Raw genomic sequence first — 19,951 nt, forward strand, 5'->3', positions numbered from 1 at the left:
CTCTATAAAAAATGCTGAAAAATAAGGGGTTTACAATCTGCAAACCGCTTTAAAACGTGGCGCCAACTCTATGTTCTGAATGGCGTTTTGCCCACGCATAGGAAAAATTGACATTAAACTAGCACGACCAAAGGCAACTTTACACCGTCTGTCGCAACGGCTAGGGCCAATATATCGATTGGCCAGCTGGGTAATGGGAAAAATCCCCCCTACTTGCCCCCTACAGTCGCCTCAGTCGCCCGGACTCAAGCGTCCACCATCGCCATCGCCTCCTCGACATCCACGGCTACCAGGCGCGAACAACCGGGTTCGTGCATCGTTACCCCCATCAACTGATCAGCCATTTCCATGGCGATCTTGTTGTGGGTGATATAGATGAACTGCACGGTCTGCGACATCTCTTTAACCAATCTCGCGTAGCGTCCAACGTTAGCGTCATCCAGCGGTGCGTCAACTTCGTCGAGCATGCAGAACGGCGCCGGGTTCAACTTGAAGATGGCAAATACCAGGGCCAATGCGGTCAATGCCTTTTCGCCACCGGAGAGCAAATGAATGGTGCTGTTCTTCTTGCCCGGAGGACGCGCCATGATCGTTACCCCTGTATCGAGTAGATCTTCGCCCGTCAGTTCCAAATAAGCGCTGCCGCCACCGAAAACTTTTGGAAAGAGTGCCTGCAAACCGCCGTTGATCTGATCAAAGGTATCTTTGAATCGATTACGGGTTTCCTTGTCGATCTTGCGGATCACGTTCTCCAGTGTTTCCAGGGCCTCCACCAGGTCGGCATCCTGGGCATCCAGATAGCGCTTGCGCTCGGACTGCTGCTGATACTCGTCGATGGCCGCCAGGTTGATTGCGCCCAGGCGCTGGATCCGTGCGGCAATCCGTTCCAGCTCTTCTTCGGCGGCCTGCTCGCTGGCTTCTGCGGTCAGGGTCGCCAGCACGCCGTCCAGGTCGTAGCCGTCGGCCAGCAGTTGCTCCTGCAAGGTCTTGCGGCGCACGGTCAGGGCTTGCCATTCCATGCGCTGCTGCTCCAACTGACCACGAATCAACTGCGACTGCTGCTCGGCCTGGTTGCGGCGCTTCTCGGCATCGCGCAGTTCGCGGTCGGCATCTTCCAGGGCGATCTGCGCGGTCTTGAGCTCCACATCCACGGTCATGCGCTTTTCCAGCAGCTCTTCGAGCTTCAGGCGCAACTCTTCCAATGGCGCCTCGCCTTCTTCCAGGTTGAGGCTGAGTTGTTCGCGCTTCTCGGTCAGACGCTCGGATTGCAGCTCCAGACGCTCCAGAGCCTGCCGGGTGGAATCGTACTGGGCCTTGAGCGAGCCCATGCGCACTGCCAACTGGTGGGCGTGATCCTTGTGCTGGCGCGCTTCCTGGCGCACCCGGTCAAGACGCTCGCGCAGGCTGTCGCGCTGGGCCAGCAGCAGCTCACGCTGCTCGGTGTCCAGGGCCATGCTGTCGAGAGCGTCCTGCAATTGCAGGCGCGCCTCCCCAATCTGTTCGTGTTCCAGCTCGCGCTGTTCGCCAAGCTCCACCAGCTCTTCATCGAGACGGGTACGCCGCAAGGTCAGTTGTTCGGCCTTGGCCTTGCCGGCAGACAGCTTGGCCTTCAGCTCACCTTGCTGGCGGGCTTCGTCCTGCAGCAGACGGCGCAGATGCTCGCGACCGTTCTCCTGCTGGCGCTGCTGGGCCCGCAGGTTGAGCAACTGGCTTTCCAGGGCCTCGACACTGGCTTCGCGCTCATCGCGCTCCTGGGTCAATTGCTGGATTTCCTGGCCCCGGGCCAGCACGCCGCTTTCCGCTTCGCTGGCGCGGCGCACCCGCAAAAAATGCCGGCCGACCCAGTAGCCATCGCGGCTGATCAGGCTCTGTCCGGCAGCCAGTTGCCCCCGCAAGGCCAGGGCCTGTTCGAGGTTTTCCACCGGTTTGACCTGACCCAGCCAAGGCGACAGATCCACCGTGGATTCCACCTTGTCCAGCAGGCTGCCGGGGATGCGCATTGCATCGCCTTGCTGGCTCAGCAGGCGCAGATCGCCTTGCTGGAAACCCGCGAGGTCAAGGCCGGTAAAATCGTCCACCAGCACCGCCTGCAGATCGGCGCCAAGCACGGTTTCCACCGCCAGCTCCCAGCCCGCTTCCACATGCATGCCATCGGCCAGGCGCGGACGCTCGGCCAACTGCTGCTCACGCAACCATTCGGCAGTGCCGGTGCCAGGGTCCAGCGCGGCCTGCTGCAAGGCTTCCAGGGAGGCCAGCCGGCCATTGAGGCGCTGCAATTCACCCTGGGCCTGCTGCTGTGCCTGGGTCGCCTGCTGCAATTGCTGGCGCAGTTGTTCCAGGCGCTCGACCTGGGACTCCTCGCTGGCTTGCAGATCTTCCAGGGTCGCCTCACTGGCGGCCAGTTGTTCGTTGAGTTCGAGGATCGCCGCGTCTTCCGGGTCGGCCGAAAGCAACTCGCGCTCCTCGCCCAGGCGTCGCTGGCGCTCGGACAGCCGCTCCATGCTGCCTTCGAGCTGCTGGATGCGTGACTGCTGCACTTCCGCCTGGCGCCGCGGTTCCGCGGAACTCAGGTTGAAGGCGTCCCACTGCTCCTGCCAGCCGTGCATGGTGGTTTCGGCTTCTTCCAGGGTCGCGGCGGCTTCTTCGGCTGCGGCGGCGGTGACTTCCTGCTCGGGCTCGAGCATGGCCAGTTCTTCCCCCAGGGTCGCCAGCAAAGTGCGGTCGTGCCCCAGGTGCGACTCGGTTTCCAGGCGCGCGCGCTCGGCTTCCTTGAGGTCGTCCTGCAACTGCCGCAGGCGCTGCTGGCCATGCTGGATGCTCTGCTCGACCCGGGCGATGTCACCGCCCACCGAATAGAAGCGCCCCTGCACCAGATTGAAGCGTTCGGAGAGCTCGTGGTGCCCGTCGCGAAAGCGTTCGATGGCGGCATCGGCGTTGCGCTGCTCGGCCACCAGGGCCTCGAAGCTGACTTCCTGGCTACCGATCACCGACTCGCGCTGGCCCACCTGCTCATTCAGGGCTTGCCAGCGCAGGGCCGACAGTTGCGCCTTGAGCTGGCGCTCCTCGGCCTTGTACTCCTGATACTTCTCGGCGGCCTGGGCCTGGCGATGCAAGCGTTCGAGCTGACGCTCCAGCTCTTCGCGCAGGTCGGTCAGGCGGGCGAGGTTCTCGTGGGTGCGGCGGATGCGGTTTTCCGTCTCGCGCCGGCGCTCCTTGTACTTGGAGATGCCCGCGGCTTCCTCGATGAAGTTGCGCAAATCCTCGGGCTTGGCTTCGATCAGCTTGGAGATCATGCCCTGCTCGATGATCGAGTAGCTGCGTGGCCCCAGGCCGGTGCCGAGGAAGATGTCGGTGATATCCCGACGGCGACATTTGGCGCCGTTGAGGAAATAACTGTTCTGGCTGTCGCGGGTCACCTTGCGGCGAATGGAGATTTCCGCATAGGCGGCGTACTCGCCCACCAGGGTGCCATCGGAGTTGTCGAACACCAGTTCGATGCTGGCCTGGCTCACCGGCTTGCGGCTGGTGGAGCCGTTGAAGATGACGTCGGTCATCGACTCGCCGCGCAGGTTCTTCGCCGAACTTTCGCCCATGACCCAGCGCACGGCGTCGATGATGTTCGACTTGCCGCAGCCATTGGGCCCGACCACCGCCGCCATGTTACTGGGGAAGTTCACCGTGGTCGGATCGACGAAGGACTTGAACCCCGCCAGCTTGATGCACTTGAGTCGCACGTTTACGCATCCGCCAACGCAGATACCACCAGATCGCTGCTGCGCTCGGCGTAGGCCGTCAGCACCTGGCGGATCTGCACCAGGTCACGGGCCAATACCGCGGCCAGCAATTGCTCGAACAACGCCAGGTACTCGCTCATGGACGCCTTGCGCTGGTCCAGCGCCAGGTAATAGGCGCGGCTCATGGCCGGCTGCAGGTTCTCGACAGTCTCCTGCAGGTAGGGGTTGTTGGCGAACGGATAAGCCGCGCGCATCACGCTGAAGCTGTCTTCGACGAAGGCACGGATGTCCTGGCGTTCGTAGGCACTCTCCAGGCGCTGCTGGATCTGCAGGAATGGCGTCATGTCGCTCTGCTGTGTCCAGCCGCTGGCCACCGAGTTCCCCAGCAGGATGTACAGCTCGCTCATCAGCGTGCACAGGCTGCGGACCTTGTGCTCGGTGAGCTCGGTCACATGGGCACCACGGCGCGGCAGGATGGCGATCAGATGGCGGCGCTCGAGGATCAGCAAGGCCTCGCGGACCGAACCACGGCTGACATTGAGGGCCAAGGTGACCTTCTGTTCCTGAATGCGCTCCCCAGGCTTGAGATCCCCGCGAATGATACGTTCGGCGAGGTGGTGAGCAATTTGCTCGGCGAGGCTGTCCGGCGCCTTGAACGTCATGGTTTTCCTTCAAAATCTTTAATCGGCACAAGCCGCGCAGTGTAGCGCAATTGCCACTTCATCGCGGAGTGCCCAAGGGGCGGAATTTGGCACGAAATAAGCAAATTGACCGTGATCCGAGCAATTTTCCATAGCCGTTCATACTTGAATTGTTGGAGTCGAAAATTTCCTGACCTTGAAGTCAGAAAATCATTGACCGAAAAGTCAGACATGACTAAATTCGGCTGACGTCGGTTAACAACAATAATGAGTCTGCGAGGCCTTCCGTGATCCAGTTTTTACTCAACCAGGAACTCCGTAGCGAGCATGCCCTGGACCCCAACCTGACCGTGCTCAACTATCTGCGCGAGCACCTGGGCAAGCCCGGCACCAAGGAAGGCTGCGCCAGCGGCGACTGCGGCGCCTGCACCGTGGTGGTGGGCGAGTTGCAGACGGATGCGCAAGGCGGCGAAAGCATTCGCTATCGCAGCCTCAATTCGTGCCTGACCTTCGTTTCCTCCCTGCACGGCAAGCACCTGATCAGCGTCGAAGGCCTCAAGCACCAGGGGCAACTGCACAGCGTGCAGCAGGCCATGGTCGACTGCCACGGCTCGCAGTGCGGCTTCTGCACCCCGGGCTTCGTCATGTCGCTGTTCGCCCTGCAGAAAAACAGCAGCCAGCCCGACGCCCACAAGGCCCATGAAGCCCTGGCCGGCAACCTCTGCCGCTGCACTGGCTACCGGCCGATCCTCGCCGCCGCCGAGCAGGCCTGCTGTGGTGGGCAGAGCGATCAGTTCGATGCGCGCCAGGCCGAGACCATCAGCCGCCTCAAGGCCATTGCGCCCAAGGACACCGGTGAGCTCAACAGTGGCGACAAGCGCTGCCTGGTGCCGCTGACGGTGGCTGATCTGGCCGACCTTTATGACGCCTACCCGCAAGCCCGGCTGCTGGCCGGCGGCACCGACCTGGCCCTGGAGGTGACCCAGTTCCACCGCACCCTGCCGGTGATGATCTACGTCGGCAACATTGCCCAGATGAAGCGCATCGAGCACTTCGACGATCGCCTGGAAATCGGCGCCGCCACCGCCCTCACCGACTGCTACGACGCCCTGCGCGCCGAGTACCCGGACTTCGGCGAACTGCTGCAGCGCTTCGCCTCGCTGCAGATCCGCAACCAGGGCACCCTGGGCGGCAACATCGGCAACGCCTCGCCCATCGGCGACTCGCCGCCGCTGCTGATTGCCCTGGGCGCGCAGATCGTCCTGTGCAAGGGCGAAGTGCGCCGCACCCTGGCCCTGGAAGACTATTTCATCGATTACCGGGTCACCGCCCGCCAGGAAAGCGAGTTCATCGAGAAGATCATCGTGCCCCGGGCCAGCGCCGAACGGCTGTTCCGCGCCTACAAGGTCTCCAAGCGCCTGGACGACGACATTTCCGCGGTCTGCGCGGCTTTCAACCTGCGCATCGACAACGGCGTGGTCAGCGATGCGCGCATCGCCTTCGGCGGCATGGCGGCGATCCCCAAGCGCGCCAAGAGCTGCGAAGCCGCACTGATCGGCGCGCCCTGGAATCAATCGAGCATCGAGCGGGCCTGCGCCGCCCTGGCAGAAGACTTCACCCCGCTCTCGGATTTTCGCGCCAGCAAGGAATACCGCCTGCTGAGCGCGCAGAACCTGCTGCGCAAATACTTCATCGAACTGCATGCACCGCACATCGAGACCCGGGTGACCGCTTATGTCTAATCATCACAAGGTCGAGAAGACCCAGGCCGAACTCACGGCCCTGTTTCACCAGGACCTGACCAGCGGCGTCGGCCGCAGCGTCAAGCACGACAGCGCCGACAAACATGTGTCCGGCGAAGCGGTGTACATCGACGACCGCCTGGAATTCCCCAACCAGTTGCACGTCTACGCGCGACTGTCGGACCGGGCACACGCCAAGGTCATCAGCATCGACACCGCCCCCTGCTACGCCTTCGAAGGCGTGCGCATCGCCATTACCCACGAGGACATTCCCGGCCTCAAGGATATCGGCCCGCTGCTGCCCGGCGACCCGCTGCTGGCCATCGACACCGTGGAGTTCGTCGGCCAGCCGGTGCTGGCGGTGGCCGCCAGGGACCTGGAAACCGCGCGCAAGGCGGCCATGGCCGCGATCATCGAATACGAAGACCTGGAGCCGGTGCTCGACGTGGTCGAGGCCCTGCGCAAGCGCCACTTCGTGCTGGACAGCCACACCCACCAGCGCGGCGACTCGGCCAGCGCCCTGGCCAGTGCCGAGCACCGCATCCAGGGCACGCTGCACATCGGCGGCCAGGAACACTTCTACCTGGAAACCCAGATCTCCTCGGTGATGCCCACCGAAGACGGCGGCATGATCGTCTACTGCTCGACCCAGAACCCCACCGAAGTGCAGAAGCTGGTGGCGGAAGTGCTGGACGTCTCGATGAACAAGATAGTGGTGGACATGCGGCGCATGGGCGGCGGCTTCGGCGGCAAGGAAACCCAGGCCGCCAGCCCCGCCTGCCTGTGCGCGGTGGTGGCACGCCTGACCGGCCAGCCGACCAAGATGCGCCTGCCACGGGTCGAAGACATGCTGATGACCGGCAAGCGCCACCCTTTCTACGTCGAATACGACGTGGGCTTCGACAGCAGCGGGCGCCTGCACGGCATCCAGCTGGAACTGGCGGGCAACTGCGGCTGTTCACCGGACCTCTCGGCATCCATCGTCGACCGTGCCATGTTCCACTCCGACAACTCGTACTACCTGGGCGATGCCACCATCAACGGCCACCGCTGCAAGACCAACACGGCGTCGAACACTGCCTATCGCGGCTTCGGTGGCCCGCAGGGCATGGTCGCCATCGAGGAGGTGATGGACGCCATCGCCCGCCATCTGCACCTGGACCCTCTGGCGGTACGCAAGGCCAACTACTACGGCAAGACCGAGCGCAACGTCACCCACTACTACCAGACCGTCGAGCACAACATGCTCGAGGAAATGACCGCCGAACTGGAAGCCAGCAGCCAGTACGCCGAGCGCCGCGAAGCCATCCGCCTGTACAACGCCAACAGCCCGATCCTGAAAAAGGGCCTGGCACTGACCCCGGTGAAATTCGGTATTTCCTTCACCGCCAGCTTCCTCAACCAGGCCGGCGCGCTGATCCATGTCTACACCGACGGCAGCATCCACCTGAACCACGGCGGCACCGAAATGGGCCAGGGCCTGAACATCAAGGTGGCGCAAGTGGTGGCCGAGGTATTCCAGGTGAACATCGACCGGGTGCAGATCACCGCCACCAATACCGACAAGGTGCCCAATACCTCGCCCACCGCCGCTTCCAGTGGTGCCGACCTGAACGGCAAGGCCGCGCAGAACGCGGCGCAGACCATCAAGAACCGCCTGGTGGAATTTGCCGCGCGCAAGTATCAGGTCAGCGAAGAAGATGTGGAATTCCACAACGGCCACGTGCGGGTCCGCGAGCATATCCTGACCTTCGAGGAACTGATCCAGCAGGCCTATTTTGCCCAGGTGTCGCTCTCCAGCACCGGCTTCTACAAGACCCCGAAAATCTACTACGACCGTGCCCAGGCCCGGGGCCGGCCGTTCTACTACTTCGCCTTCGGCGCGGCCTGCGCCGAGGTGATAGTCGACACCCTGACCGGCGAGTACAAGATGCTGCGCACCGACATCCTGCATGACGTCGGCGCCTCGCTGAACCCGGCCATCGACATCGGCCAGGTCGAGGGCGGCTACATCCAGGGCATGGGCTGGCTGACCACCGAGGAACTGGTGTGGAACACCAAGGGCAAGCTGATGACCTGCGGCCCGGCCAGCTACAAGATCCCGGCAGTGGCCGACATGCCCCTGGACCTGCGAGTCAAGCTGGTGGAAAACCGCAAGAACCCGGAAGACACGGTGTTCCATTCCAAGGCCGTGGGCGAACCGCCGTTCATGCTGGGTATCGCCGCCTGGTGCGCGATCAAGGATGCGGTGGCGAGCCTCGGCGACTACCGCCACCAGCCGCAGATCGATGCGCCGGCGACACCGGAGCGAGTGTTGTGGGGCTGCGAGCAGATGCGTCGCTTGCAAGTGACCAGGACCACGGATCAGCAAGCCGAGCTGGCGCCGCTGTAACGGCCCGCGTCGGCAAGCCGGCTCCTGCAGGAGCCGGCTTGCCGAGGAAGAGGCCCACACAGACAACCAAGATGTCGAGGTGAACATGTACAACTGGATCAGCGCCCTCGCCGACCTGCAGACCCAGGGTGAACCCTGCGTGCTGGTGACCATCATCGAGGAGCTCGGCTCGACGCCGCGCAATGCCGGCTCGAAAATGGTGGTCAGCGCCACCCAGGCCTTCGACACCATTGGCGGCGGGCACCTGGAATACAAGGCCATGCAGATCGCCCGGGACATGCTCGCTGCCGGCAAGCAGGCGACCCATCTGCAGCGCTTCAGCCTCGGCGCCAGCCTCGGTCAGTGCTGCGGCGGTGCCACGGTGCTGCTGTTCGAACCCATGGGCCAGGTGCAGGCGCAGATCGCCGTGTTCGGTGCCGGGCATGTCGGCCGCGCGCTGGTGCCACTGCTGGCCAGCCTGCCCTGCCGGGTACGCTGGATCGATTCCCGGGAGCAGGAGTTTCCCGAGCAGATCCCCCCTGGAGTACGCAAGATCGTCAGCGAAGAACCGGTGGACGAAATCGACAACCTGCCCGCCGGCAGCTATTGCATCGTCATGACCCATAATCACCAGCTGGACCTGGAGTTGACCGCGGCCCTGCTCAAGCGCAACGATTTCACCTATTTCGGCCTGATCGGCTCGAAGACCAAACGGGTCAAGTTCGAACACCGCCTGCGTGACCGCGGTTTCGACGCCGAAACCTTGCAGCGCATGCGCTGCCCGATGGGGCTCGGCGAAGTCAAAGGCAAGTTGCCTGTGGAAATCGCCATCTCCATTGCCGGCGAGATCATCGCCACCTATAACGCCCATTTCGGCCAGCCCAGCGCCAGTGCCGAACCCATTGCCAAACTGCTGCCGGTATCACGCCGCAGCCAGGCTGCAAACTGACACGCCACACACTGAGAATCCCCCATGCCTTTGACTCGCAAAGCCTACCGTGCCGCCATCCTGCACAGCATCGCCGACCCGGCCGAAGTCGGCATCGAAGCCTCCTATGAGTACTTCGAAGACGGCCTGCTGGTAGTAGAAAACGGCCGGATCAGTGCCCTCGGCCACGCCAGCGAGCTGCTGCCCGGGCTGCCCGCCGGGGTGCAGGTCGAGCACTATCCCGATGCCCTGATCACACCGGGCTTCATCGACACCCATATCCACCTGCCGCAGACCGGCATGGTGGGCGCCTATGGCGAGCAGTTGCTGGACTGGCTCAACACCTACACCTTCCCCTGCGAAAGCCAGTTCGCCGACCCGGATCACGCCAATGAAGTGGCGGACATCTTCATCAAGGAACTGCTGCGCAACGGCACCACCACCGCCCTGGTGTTCGGCAGCGTGCATCCGCAGTCGGTCAATGCCTTCTTTGCCGCCGCCGAGAAGCTTGACCTGCGGATGATCGCCGGCAAGGTGATGATGGACCGCAATGCCCCGGACTACCTGACCGACACCGCCGAATCCGGCTACCAGGAAAGCAAGGCGCTGATCGAGCGCTGGCACGGCAAAGGCCGCCTGCACTACGCAGTCACCCCGCGCTTCGCCCCCACCAGCACCCCGGAGCAACTGACCCTGGCCGGCCAGTTGCTGACCGAATACCCCGACCTCTACATGCAGACCCACATCAGTGAGAACCTGCAGGAAATCCAATGGGTCAAGGAGCTGTTCCCGGAGCGCAAGGGTTACCTGGACGTGTACGACCACTACCAGTTGCTCGGCGAGCGTTCGGTGTTCGCCCACGGCGTGCACCTGTGCGACGACGAATGCGCACGCCTGGCTGAAACCGGTTCGGCCGTGGCCTTCTGCCCCACCTCGAACTTCTTCCTCGGCAGCGGCCTGTTCAACCTGCCGATGGCGGAAAAGCACAAGCTCAATGTCGGCCTGGGCACCGACGTCGGTGGCGGCACCAGCTTCTCGCTGCTGCAGACCCTCAACGAGGCCTACAAGGTCATGCAACTGCAAGGCGCGCGCCTGAGCCCGTTCAAGTCGCTGTATCTGGCCACCCTCGGCGGCGCCCGGGCCCTGCGCCTGGAAGACAAGATCGGCACCCTGCATCCGGGCACCGACGCCGACTTCCTGGTCCTCGACTACCACGCCACTCCGCTGCTCAGCTACCGCCTCAAGCAAGCCAACAGCATTGCCGAAACCCTGTTCGTGCTGATGACCCTGGGCGACGATCGCACCGTGCTGCAGACCTTTGCCGCCGGCCAGCAGGTCCACCAGCGCTAACCCCGGAAAATGAAAATCCCCCGTTCGCCAGACGCGTACGGGGGATTTTTTTTGCCTGCATCCAGGCCCGGACTGCGGGCGAGCCTAGAAGGTCACTTCCATGTTCAGGGTCGGTGTCGAGGTGCGACTGCCACGGCCGCCGTCCACCCCGAACTTGTTGTGCCAGTACTCGTAGCCGACACCCAGATACAGGTTGGGCTTGACGTTCTTGCCCGGCAGCACTGCCACCATCAACGAGGTACGCATCAGGGTTTCGGGGGCAGTGTCGCGGTAGTTGTAGTCGTGGCCCTTCTCCCCGGTGTAGTTGACGAAACCCTGGAACTTGGCAGCGTGGGTGCCGACTTCGAAAGGTCGCATCCAGGCTAGGTTGAGCAGGTAGGTGTCGTCGAAGGTGTGATCCGGGTCCTTGGCCCCGGGGATCCCGGAATGGTTGTTTTCCTTGTAGTACAGCAGGCTCAGGTCCAGCACCCCGACGGTGTTGAACTTAAGGGTCGGGCCGAAGACCAGGGCACGCTTTTTCGCCGACCCCAGGTTGTTGTTGCGGCTGGCGTCAAAACCCATGGTCAGCGCGTAGTCCTTGATCAGGCCGGTGCCCAGCGGCGTATCCAATACCCGGGAGGAATAGAGCTGGTGGCGATAGACCCCGTAGACCTCGCTGCTGCCCTTGTTGGTGCCCTTGCGCGGGTCGTCGTTGTCGGAGAGCAGCACATCCAGGTGCAGGTAGTTGCTGCCGTACTGGTAACCGCTGGCGTGGGTGAAGCTGTAGATGCGCTTGCTGATGTAGTGCGGGTTGTTCGGGTTGGTGAACTCCTTGCCGTATCGAAAGCCGACGCTGTTGTTCATCCACTCGAGGGCGGCCGCTTCCCCTGCTCCGATCATGCTCATCAGCAGGGTTGCGCCTTGTAGTGCCTTTTTCATTTTTATTATGTCCTGTGGCGGTGTGGCTTTAGGCAGCTTCGCTGGCTGCCGACCGCACGCAGTATCGACACAAGCGCTACAGCGCCCAAAGCACAGAATATCGACCAGGGCGCTGCCGAAATGGCAACACAGGCCCAGGAGGCCGGACTCAGAGCACCGGCTGGCCGAAGGCGCGCTCGGCCCGTTCGCGAAGAGCGATCTCCTCACTGAGCAAATGCGCCAGCGCCTCCACCGCGCTGGGCAGGTCGCGCCCGCTGCGGGCGTAAAGCCCCAGGTCGCTGTAGATGCCGCCCTGGTCGCTCAGGGGAATATGCAACAGCTCGCCCTTTTGCAGATCCGCCTCGACCCCGACCCGGGTCTGGAACGCCACCCCCATGTTGTGCCGGGCCATCTGCCGCGCCAGCTCCATGGAGTTGCTCTGCAGCGGCGGTTTGTCCAGCAGGCCCAGACGCTTGTGCAGCGGCGCCAGCAGGTGATGGATCGATAGCTCGCTCTTGGCCAGGATCAGCCCGTGCTCGGCACAGGTGGCGAAATTGACGCTGCCGCGCTCGGCCAGCGGGTGGTCCGGGCTGACCAGCGCCCCGAGGCGGAAATGCCCGACACTCAACTGGCGGATTTCCGCGGCCCGTGGCACAGCAAAGGCCAGGCCCAGGTCGGCGCGGCTGTTGATCAGGGCCTGGGGAATGGATTGCGAACCCTGCACGGTCACACCGATGGTCACTTGCGGGTAGTGATCACGCATGCGCTTGAGCACCGAGGGCAGCAGATCCACCGTGGCACCTTCGGCGGTGGCGATCTCGACGTGGCCGCTTTTCAGGCCGCGCAAGGCGTCGAACTCCAGGCGCACCCGCTCCAGGTCCTGCAACACCAGGTTGGCGTGACGGCTGAGAATCTCCCCGGCCATGGTCAGGCGCAGGCCGCCGGGCAAGCGCTCGAACAGCGGCGCGCCGATCTCGTCCTCGATCTTGAGAATCTGCCGGTTCACTGCCGAGGACGCGACATTCAAGCGCCGGGCAGCCTCGCGGATCGAGCGGCAGCGCCGGACCATGTCGAAATAGTGGATCGCGGAGGAATGAATACGTAGCGTTCTGCCGCTCATGCCGCGGGCTCCTTTCGCAGGGCGAGAGGCGAGCCTTGGCCGACTGCTGCCGGGCCATGCGCCTCGAAGCAGGCACTGTATACAATCTGAAACAAAAACCGCAACAAAATGCCCAAGCCAAGGCCCGGCAAGGGGCCGCAGAAACAAGAATCCCTCGCTCCGTGCAGCACACGAAGCGAGGGATTGCTTGAAACGCAAGGCTTGCAGCTTAGAGCTTGGCGCTTGGCCGCCCCGGTTTCTTGGTCTGCAGCAAGTGCGAGAACACCGCATGCAGGTCGTCCGAGGCACTTTCCTCGTCGAGGTTGAGCTTGCTGTCGATGTGGTCCATGTGGTGCATCATCAGGTTCACCGCCAGCTCGCCGTCCCGGGCTTCGATGGCATCGATCAGTTGGGTGTGCTCATCGTAGGAGCAGTGCGAACGGTTGCCGCTTTCGTACTGGGCAATGATCAGCGAGGTCTGGGACACCAGGCTGCGCTGGAAGCTGATCAGCGGGGCATTCTTCGCCGCTTCCGCCAGCTTCAGGTGAAACTCCCCGGAAAGGCGGATACCGGCACCACGATCGCCGCGGGAAAAGCTGTCGCGTTCCTCGTTGACCATCTGCCGCAACTCCAGCAACTGCTCGGCAGTGGCATGCTGCACGGCCAGTTCGGTAATGGCCCGCTCCACCAGGCGCCGGGCGAGAAATACCTGGCGGGCTTCCTCGACGCTCGGGCTGGCGACGACCGCGCCACGGTTGGGCCGCAGCAGGACCACGCCTTCATGGGCCAGGCGCGACAGCGCGCGACGGATGATGGTCCGACTGACTCCGAAAATCTCCCCCAGCGCCTCTTCGCTCAATTTGGTGCCCGGCGCCAGGCGCTGCTCGAGGATGGCCTCAAAGATGTGCGCGTAGACAATATCGTCCTGGGTTCCGCTGCGACCGGCTTTGCCTGCTCGCGGTTGTTTCTTGAGAGGTTGCAACTGTTCGTTCATGGGCACTCGGGTCGGGAGGACTGCGGCGATTTCAGCGTGACTTTAATACGCCACGGTGGGTCGCTGGCAAGTATCGCGTTAAAACAGGGGCACATTGTACACAACCCATGGCCATCACTAGCAAAAAGTGTTGTCGGGCCCGCGACTTGTTCAACGACTGTACGGCTATTTGTAGTCACGGCTGTATTGCAATGCAAAGTTACTTTTAAGTTTAGGCTTGGACCTTGAACCTCATTACTGGCCCATTGCTCGAGCCCGCCTCGATCAATGCGCGCCGGATGTGGTTTTTTGCGTCTTTCAAGAACAAGGAACAGCAGTAATGTCCGATGCCACTCCCGCGCAGCTACGCCCTCTGGCCGACACTTCGCCGTCTGCCATAGTGGCCGGCTTCATCGCCATGATGACCGGCTATACCAGTTCCCTGGTGCTGATGTTCCAGGCCGGGCAGGCCGCAGGGCTGACCAGCGGTCAGATTTCCTCGTGGATCTGGGCCATTTCCATCGGCATGGCGGTGTGCAGCATCGGCCTCTCCCTGCGCTATCGCACCCCCATCACCATCGCCTGGTCGACCCCCGGCGCCGCCCTGCTGATCACCAGCCTGTCCGGAGTGACCTACGGCGAAGCCATCGGCGCCTATATCACCTGCGCCGTGCTGGTGACCCTGTGCGGCCTGACAGGCAGCTTCGAGCGGCTGATGAAAAAGATCCCGGCGTCCCTGGCGGCGGCCCTGCTGGCGGGGATCCTGTTCAAGATCGGCAGTGAAATCTTCGTCGCCGCCCAGCACCGCACCGGCCTGGTGCTGGGCATGTTCCTCACCTACCTGGTGGTCAAGCGCCTGTCGCCGCGCTATGCGGTACTGGCTGCGCTGCTGATCGGTACGGCCTTGTCCGGGGCCATGGGCCTGCTGGACTTCAGCGGCTTTCACCTGGAAGTGGCGACCCCGGTATGGACCACGCCGCACTTCTCCCTGGCCGCCACCATCAGCATCGGCATTCCGCTGTTCGTGGTGGCCATGACCTCGCAGAACATGCCGGGGATCGCCGTGCTGCGGGCCGACGGCTACAACGTCCCGGCTTCGCCGCTGATCACCGCCACCGGGTTGGCCTCGCTGCTGCTGGCGCCCTTCGGCTCCCATGGCATCAACCTGGCGGCCATCAGTGCCGCCATCTGCACCGGCCCCCATGCCCATGAGGATCACAGCAAGCGCTACACCGCGGCGGTGTGGTGCGGGATTTTCTACGGCATCGCCGGGGTCTTCGGCGCCACCCTGGCGGCGCTGTTCGCCGCCCTGCCCAAGGAGCTGGTGCTGTCCATCGCGGCCCTGGCGCTGTTCGGTTCGATTATCAACGGCCTGAGCATCGCCATGAGCGAAGTGAAGGAACGGGAAGCGGCGCTGATCACCTTCATGGTCACGGCGTCGGGGCTGACGCTGTTCTCCATCGGCTCGGCGTTCTGGGGAATTGTTGCCGGGGTGGTGACCCTGATGATCCTGAACTGGCGCAGCGCCTGAAGGGCTTCGCTGGCAAGCCGGCTTCTACACCGACCGGCGCTCGCTCACGCGCCGGCTTGCCGGCGAACGGCGCCCACGACAACCCCCGGGGCTGGCCCGTGGCAGAGGCAAGGATACAAAGGGGAAAATCGACAGGTTGCCCTGGGGCAACAACGCATGAGCGACCCGGACGGGTCGCTCATGCATGACATCACGCGACTGGGTTGATCGCGTTGTCCGGGTACCACACGTCCAGCAGCGGGCTGACTTCAACGGTGGTCAGCTCGGTGCGCGCCTTGAGCCAGGCTTCAACGGTGGCACGTTGCTCTTCGCTGACGGAACCGCGCTTGCTCAGGCAAACCAGACCGAAGTCATCTCCGCCTACATAGCCCAGGCCGTTGGCTTCCATCGCTTCTTTGAGGAATGCGTCGAGGAAAGCGTCGATAGCTTCGTCAGCCAGACCTTCTTTGAAATCCAGGTTCAGCTCAAAACCCAGCTCCTGAAATTCATCTACGCAGAGTTTTTTGCGCAGACGGCGGGAACGGTTAGTGGCCATGGAACAATCCTCATAAGTAATAACGGGCGGCACTTTACCAGTTTAGGCAGGCGATTGCCTGACTCTATGAGGATGCAACCCTGCCATTGGTAAAAAAAATACCGCCCCAGCGGCCCGTGGCACGGCACAAGCCGCTATACCTTGGGGCATAATGCCGACACTTTCATGACCACTGAGGGATTTTATCTGCATGCCCTCGCCTTTTTTCCCCTCGACTGCAGGGTTCCATTTCATATGATCAAATCGTTGCGTCCTCTGTTGCTGGCCAGTGTTTTTCTCCCCCTGGCCTTCCCCGTTTCCGCGGCCCCGGTCAACACCACCCTGACCCCCAAGGTCCAGCAAGCCCTCAAAGCCAGCAAACTTCCGGATAACGCCCTGTCCCTGGTGATGATTCCCCTGAACGGCCCCGGCACCCCGACCATCTTCAACGCCGATGTATCGGTGAACCCGGCCTCCACCATGAAACTGGTGACCACCTACGCGGCCCTGGAAATGCTCGGCCCGACCCACCAGTGGAAAACCGAGTTCTACACCGACGGCACCCTCAGCGGCGGCATCCTCAATGGCAACCTGTACCTCAAGGGCGGCGGCGACCCCAAGCTGAACATGGAGAAGCTCTGGCTGCTGATGCGTGACCTGCGGGCCAATGGCGTACAGCAAGTCACTGGCGATCTGGTGCTGGACCGCAACTTCTTCGTGCAGCCGCAACTGCCGGAATTCAATGACGATGGCAACGACGAGAACAAGCCGTTCCTGGTCAAGCCGGACGCCCTGATGGTCAACCTCAAGGCCCTGCGCTTCGTTGCCCGCAATGACTCAGGACGGGTCCTGGTTTCGGTGGAGCCGCCGATCGCCAAGATCCGCATCGACAACCAGGTCAAGGCGGTCAACACCAAGCAGTGCACCGGAGACGTGCGCTACAACCCCGTCACCCAGGCCGATGGCAGCGTGATCGTGACCGTCGGCGGGCAGTTGGGTGATGGCTGCAGTTCCCAGACTTACCTGTCGCTGCTGGACCACGCCACCTACACCGCCGGCGCGGTGCGGGCGATCTGGAGCGAGCTGGGCGGCAGCATCCAGGGCCAGGATCGCCTGGCCGTGGTACCCAAGGATGCCAAGGTCCTGGCCCGCGCCTTCTCCCCGGACCTCGCGGAAATCATCCGCGACATCAACAAATACAGTAACAACACCATGGCCCAGCAGTTGTTCCTGAGCCTGGGGGCCAAGTACCGCAACGAAGCCGATGGCGACGACGCCAAAGCGGCCCAGCGTGTGGTGCGCCAATGGCTGGCGAAGAAAGGCATCACCTCGCCGCACCTGGTGATGGAGAACGGTTCCGGCCTGTCGCGTGCCGAGCGGGTCAGTGCCCGGGAAATGGCCGGCCTGCTGCAAGCGGCGTGGAAGAGCCCCTACGCCGCCGAGTTCATCAGCTCGATGCCGATCGCCGGCATGGACGGCACCATGCGCAAGCGCCTCAAGCGCACCGCCATGTCTGGTGAGGCGCACATCAAGACCGGCACCCTGAACACCGTACGCGCCATCGCCGGCTACAGCCGCGACGACAACGGCAATACCTGGGCGGTGGTGGCAATCCTCAACGACCCACGGCCATTCGGCGCCTCTTCGGTACTCGACCAGGTCCTGCTGGACCTGTACCGCCAGCCGAAACTGGCGACCAGCGCTTCGGTGCTGTAAGCGGCGACGCTGGCGGCGGCAAGCCTTGCGCGCCGCCAGTGTTCACGGCAGCTCCATCTGGACCCGGTCCCGCCCCGCCTGCTTGGCGGCATAGACCGCAGAGTCGGCCCGCAGCAGCAGCTCATCTGCACCCTCCCCCGCACGCCAACTGGCGATACCGAAACTGGCGGTGACACTCTCCACCGGCCCGATCGGCGAACTGCGCACACCGTGCCACAGCTCCTGCGCCAGAATCAGCGCTTGCTGGCCGCTGGTGTCCGGGCACAGGACCATGAACTCCTCTCCCCCCAGACGGCAGAAGACGTCGATGCGCCGCAGGCGCCGGCCGATGCGCTCGCACAACCCGCGCAGCACCTGATCCCCCACACCGTGACCGTACTGATCGTTGATCCGCTTGAAATGGTCGATGTCCAGCATGATCACCGCCATGACGCCACCACCTCGCTCCAGGCGGTGCATCTCGGCCTGTAGCCGCTCCTGGAAATAGCGCCGGTTGTGGATACCGGTCAGGGAGTCGGTGACCGACAATGCCCGCAGTTCCTCCTCGACCCGCTTGAGATCGGAGATATCCGATATATAGCCGTGCCAGAGCACACCGCCGCCCCGCAGGCTTTCCGGGCTCGCTGCACCGCGCATCCAGCGCACCCCCCGCTGCGGCAGGCAGACCCGGTACTCCTCGCGCCAGGGACTGAGCTGCTGCGCCGAAACCCGGATCGACTCACGCACCCGCTCCACATCCTCAGGATGGATGCGCTCGAATGCCGCCTCGGCATCCTGCTGCAGCAGTTGCGGCTCGATCTCGTAGATCTCGCGCAGGCCATCGCTGGCATAGGGAAAACTGGTATGCCCGTCGGCGTCCAGCTTGAACTGATAGATCCCGCCGGGAACGTGGGCGCTGAGCCGCTGCAGCAAGCGGTCACGGGCGGCCAGGGCTTCATGCACGCGCTTGCGTTCGGTGATATCGATGCAGATGGCCAGATGGCCGATCCACAACCCCTGGTCGTCGAGCACCGGGGTGGCCAGCATGTTGACTTGCAGATGGCTGCCGTCACGCCGTACCAGGGTCCATTCCCGGGCCTCATGCCCGCCGGCCATGCCCTCTTCCACCAACATCGCCTGGGACACCGGGATGGCTTTGCCGTAACGCTGGGTGAGGCTCTGGGCCCAGCTTTCCAGCTCTTCGGGCAGGTGCAGGCTTTCCAGGGTCAGGTGCCCCACCGCCTCACTGCTGCTGTAGCCGAGCATCTGCTCGGCCCCGGCATTGAAAGTGCTGATCACTCCGCGCAGGTCGGTGGCAATGATCGCTACCTGAGTGGCGGCATTGAGCACGCAGCGCAACTGGCTGTGGGTGCCGCGCAACGCCTGCTCGCTGCTACGCAGCTCCTCGGTGCGCTGCTCCACCAGGGCCAGAGCCCGCTGACGCTGGCTGACCAGGACGTAGAGCAAGGCGCTGAGCAGCAGGCTGAGCATGCCGCCAAGAATCACCAGGCTACCCAGGGCTGAATGGTTGGCGTGCAGGAAGGCCGCGCTGGGGCGGATGTCCACCTGATAGTCCCGGTCCGCCAGGCGCAGCAGGCGGCTGGCGGTCAGGCTGCTGCTGATGGGCGGGTTGTTCGACTCGTAGAGCACCTCGTGCTGGCCCTCGGTGGACAGGTCGAGAATCCTCACCGACAGGTTATCGCTGGCAGGAACCGGCAGGCCGTCCGCCACCAGTTGCCGCAGGCTGATGATCGCCAGAACATAGCCGTAGGGCCGGTCCTGGGGGGCGGAAGCATCCTGCGCGCGCCTGACCGGCGCCGCCAGCAGCACCCCTCGCGCATAGGCCTGGTCCACGGCCACCAGTTGCAAAGGCGGAGAGACCGCCAGGCCATTGAGTTCCCGAGCACGTTCCAGGGTGGCTCGGCGCAGGGGTTGAGCCAGGAGGTCGTAACCCAGGGGCGACCCCAGGGGGCTCTGGGTCTGGCTGTACAGCACCGGCGCGTAGTCATCGTGCTCGCCGGCCGGCTCCATCTGGCCCGTGGCATTCAACTGCAAAATGGAAAACCCCGGCAGCCCCTGATCGCGAATCGACTGCTCGAACCCCGGGCGCTGGGCGCGGCTCACCAGAGGCGCCCAGGCATAGGCCTGGGTGCGGCGCAACAAGGGTTTGGCGTAGCCATCGAAATCCTGGCGGGTCACCAGGTCGGAATTGACAAAGAAGCGCCGCAAGCCGTCCAGGCGTTGTTCCTGGTCTTGAAAGCGTTCTTCGATGCGGCTGTAGCGTTCGCCGGCCAGCAACTGGAAGCGCTGGCGCACCTGCTGCTTGTTCAGGCTGTAGGTGGACCACGCCAAGAGCCCGGTGAGGATGCCGCCCGCAACCAGGACCAGCACCGCCACCAGCCAGGCAGATACCTCTTCACTTATGAAACCCAGGATTTTCGGGCGTACAACATGCAGAGGCATAAGCAGAACTCAT

At 63.3% G+C, this 19,951-nt stretch carries 13 protein-coding genes; 6 read left to right on the forward strand and 7 right to left on the reverse strand.

Annotated elements, in window-relative coordinates; genetic code table 11:
- Positions 1 to 245: 245 nt before the first annotated feature.
- Positions 246 to 3,734, reverse strand: coding sequence for a chromosome segregation protein SMC (smc, locus tag AC1RMG_RS27485; RefSeq protein ID WP_493170744.1), 3,489 nt, complete (start codon positions 3,732 to 3,734; stop codon positions 246 to 248).
- Positions 3,735 to 3,736: 2 nt separating this feature from the next.
- A complete protein-coding gene (locus AC1RMG_RS27490) occupies positions 3,737 to 4,396 on the reverse strand; it encodes a GntR family transcriptional regulator (protein ID WP_011060210.1) in 660 nt (219 codons plus the stop codon).
- 266 nt (positions 4,397 to 4,662) lie between these two features.
- Between AC1RMG_RS27490 and xdhA the strand changes: the two genes are divergently transcribed.
- From xdhA to guaD, 4 genes are all read left to right on the forward strand, one after another.
- Entirely contained in the window at positions 4,663 to 6,117 is a 1,455-nt protein-coding gene (gene xdhA, locus AC1RMG_RS27495; protein ID WP_019095887.1) for a xanthine dehydrogenase small subunit, read from the forward strand.
- Entirely contained in the window at positions 6,110 to 8,509 is a 2,400-nt protein-coding gene (xdhB, locus tag AC1RMG_RS27500; protein WP_183000801.1) for a xanthine dehydrogenase molybdopterin binding subunit, read from the forward strand. Before xdhA ends, xdhB begins: the two co-directional genes overlap by 8 nt.
- 85 nt (positions 8,510 to 8,594) lie before the next feature.
- Positions 8,595 to 9,437: a xanthine dehydrogenase accessory protein XdhC gene (gene xdhC / locus AC1RMG_RS27505; protein ID WP_011060207.1), complete on the forward strand. Its 843-nt coding sequence runs from the start codon at positions 8,595 to 8,597 to the stop codon at positions 9,435 to 9,437.
- Between the two features lie 24 nt (positions 9,438 to 9,461).
- Positions 9,462 to 10,766, forward strand: coding sequence for a guanine deaminase (gene guaD / locus AC1RMG_RS27510; RefSeq protein ID WP_041116876.1), 1,305 nt, complete (start codon positions 9,462 to 9,464; stop codon positions 10,764 to 10,766).
- Between the two features lie 84 nt (positions 10,767 to 10,850).
- Here the strand turns inward: guaD and AC1RMG_RS27515 are convergent, their stop codons facing one another.
- The 3 genes from AC1RMG_RS27515 to AC1RMG_RS27525 all read right to left on the reverse strand — a co-directional run bounded on the left by AC1RMG_RS27515 (position 10,851) and on the right by AC1RMG_RS27525 (position 13,756).
- Positions 10,851 to 11,684, reverse strand: coding sequence for a hypothetical protein (locus AC1RMG_RS27515; protein WP_015634766.1), 834 nt, complete (start codon positions 11,682 to 11,684; stop codon positions 10,851 to 10,853).
- Between the two features lie 148 nt (positions 11,685 to 11,832).
- Entirely contained in the window at positions 11,833 to 12,783 is a 951-nt protein-coding gene (locus tag AC1RMG_RS27520) for a LysR family transcriptional regulator (RefSeq protein WP_015634765.1), read from the reverse strand.
- A gap of 208 nt (positions 12,784 to 12,991) precedes the next feature.
- Positions 12,992 to 13,756, reverse strand: a complete 765-nt coding sequence (locus AC1RMG_RS27525; RefSeq protein ID WP_011060203.1) for a GntR family transcriptional regulator — start codon at positions 13,754 to 13,756, stop codon at positions 12,992 to 12,994.
- 319 nt (positions 13,757 to 14,075) lie between these two features.
- Between AC1RMG_RS27525 and AC1RMG_RS27530 the strand changes: the two genes are divergently transcribed.
- Positions 14,076 to 15,266 carry a benzoate/H(+) symporter BenE family transporter gene (locus AC1RMG_RS27530; RefSeq protein WP_015634764.1) on the forward strand — a complete coding sequence of 397 codons (1,191 nt, stop codon included), beginning with the start codon at positions 14,076 to 14,078 and terminating at the stop codon, positions 15,264 to 15,266.
- Between the two features lie 190 nt (positions 15,267 to 15,456).
- Here AC1RMG_RS27530 and AC1RMG_RS27535 read toward each other — a convergent pair whose 3' ends face one another.
- On the reverse strand, positions 15,457 to 15,801 hold the full coding sequence (locus AC1RMG_RS27535; protein ID WP_011060201.1) for a YggL family protein: 345 nt from the start codon (positions 15,799 to 15,801) through the stop codon (positions 15,457 to 15,459).
- A gap of 234 nt (positions 15,802 to 16,035) precedes the next feature.
- On the opposite strand from AC1RMG_RS27535, the gene dacB reads away from it, so the two are divergent.
- Positions 16,036 to 17,496 carry a D-alanyl-D-alanine carboxypeptidase/D-alanyl-D-alanine endopeptidase gene (gene dacB, locus AC1RMG_RS27540; protein ID WP_015634763.1) on the forward strand — a complete coding sequence of 487 codons (1,461 nt, stop codon included), beginning with the start codon at positions 16,036 to 16,038 and terminating at the stop codon, positions 17,494 to 17,496.
- A 42-nt stretch (positions 17,497 to 17,538) separates the two neighbouring features.
- On the opposite strand, the gene AC1RMG_RS27545 is transcribed toward dacB, so the two are convergent.
- A complete protein-coding gene (locus tag AC1RMG_RS27545; RefSeq protein ID WP_493170747.1) occupies positions 17,539 to 19,938 on the reverse strand; it encodes a sensor domain-containing diguanylate cyclase in 2,400 nt (799 codons plus the stop codon).
- Between the last annotated feature and the right edge of the window lie 13 nt (positions 19,939 to 19,951).

Source organism: Pseudomonas sp. GW822-FHT04H02 (assembly GCF_058800645.1).